This window comes from Spongiactinospora gelatinilytica, assembly GCF_003236385.1.
Taxonomy (GTDB): Bacteria; Actinomycetota; Actinomycetes; order Streptosporangiales; family Streptosporangiaceae; genus Spongiactinospora; species Spongiactinospora gelatinilytica.
Genome location: NZ_POUA01000739.1, coordinates 1 through 1,218, shown reverse-complemented (window position 1 = coordinate 1,218; position 1,218 = coordinate 1). Strand labels below are relative to the sequence as shown.

Sequence of the window (1,218 nt, the reverse complement as noted above, 5' to 3'; positions counted from 1 at the left end):
ATGCTGATCGCCATGGTCAGTGGGATCTTGCTCACCTTGGTGCTCGGTACCGCCCGTATCACTCAACTCCGCCGCCTGGCCCGTCCGCGCCGGCGTCACAACCGGTAACGGAGAGCGCTCCCTTGCGCTGAGGCCCTGGCCGGTGTCTTGAAAAGCGATCGCCGCAGCCTCGCGCACGCTCGCCCTGCAGAACGCGGCGAACATGGCCTGCCGCGGTGACCGGCAGCGACCGGTCGCCTGCCTGGAGGCGATGACCGCCTCCGCGACTCCTGGAGGTGGCCGCCGCCCGGTCGGCGGGATCACCCGCTGATCGATGAGCGAAAAGTCCGTGAAGTGCACCGGGATCCTGGTCGATCGCTTGTGGCGGCGCGTCGAGACGCGGGATCAGGCCGGATGCGTGCCGGATACGGCGCGTCGGCTATCGCCGCGAGTGATGAGACTTGCTCGGAATCGACGTTTCCACGGGCTCGCGGATCGCATTGACTGAGGAGTGATCAGCCGGCGCAGCCTGCGTCGCTGTCGGCGTGGGGGGTCGTGATGAGCCTGGATGCGGGAGGGACGAACGCGACCGCGCGCGCCGGTCTGAACGGTCAGACGCCGCGTTGCACTCACATCGACCTGCTCCCGGATGTGGAGCCCGGGTCGCCCGAATGCAAGGAATGTCTGGCCCTCGGCCGGACCTGGACGCGGTTGCTGGTGTGCCTGAGCTGCGGGTGGGTGGCCTGCAGCGACGATGGGCGCCCCGGCCATGCCAGGGCCCACTACCAGGAAACCGACCATCCGGTGGTCGCCGCCCTGGATGCGGGCTCGACCTGGCGCTGGTGCTATGTGCATCGGCGAACCGTATAGACAAGACAAAAGAGACATCATGACCATTGACCAACGGCCGGTGAGAGATCGGCTGGACTATGACGGCGTATCCCCATTTCCCGGGGCGACGGAGCACCATGCGGTCGGCAGGGGTCAGATCGGGCTGACGGCGGCGATCGTGATCCTGCCGTTGTTCGCGCTCGGCGTCGCGGTCGTCCTGGCGTGGGGGCAGGGCGTCGTGCTCACCGACCTGCTGCTGGCAGCGGTCTCTACGTGGTGACCGGGCTGGGGGTGACGGTGGGGTTCCACCGGCTGCTCACCCACGGTTCCTTCACCGCCCTGCCATGGCTGCGCACGGCGCTGGCCATCGCGGGATCGATGGGATTTCAGGGCAACGTCATCGACTGG

Annotated in this window: 3 protein-coding genes; 2 read left to right on the top strand and 1 reads right to left on the bottom strand. The window is 67.7% G+C overall.

Annotation, left to right across the window (positions count from 1 at the left end):
- A partial coding sequence (locus C1I98_RS44825; RefSeq protein ID WP_233508578.1) for a hypothetical protein occupies nt 1-204 on the bottom strand: 204 nt, incomplete at its 3' end.
- A 333-nt stretch (nt 205-537) separates the two neighbouring features.
- Here C1I98_RS44825 and C1I98_RS39050 point away from each other — a divergent pair.
- Both C1I98_RS39050 and C1I98_RS43405 read left to right on the top strand, forming a co-directional pair.
- Nucleotides 538-849 carry a UBP-type zinc finger domain-containing protein gene (locus C1I98_RS39050; protein ID WP_111172202.1) on the top strand — a complete coding sequence of 104 codons (312 nt, stop codon included), beginning with the start codon at nt 538-540 and terminating at the stop codon, nt 847-849.
- A 19-nt stretch (nt 850-868) separates the two neighbouring features.
- Nucleotides 869-1,090, top strand: coding sequence for a hypothetical protein (locus C1I98_RS43405; RefSeq protein WP_199537571.1), 222 nt, complete (start codon nt 869-871; stop codon nt 1,088-1,090).
- The last annotated feature ends 128 nt before the right edge of the window (nt 1,091-1,218 follow it).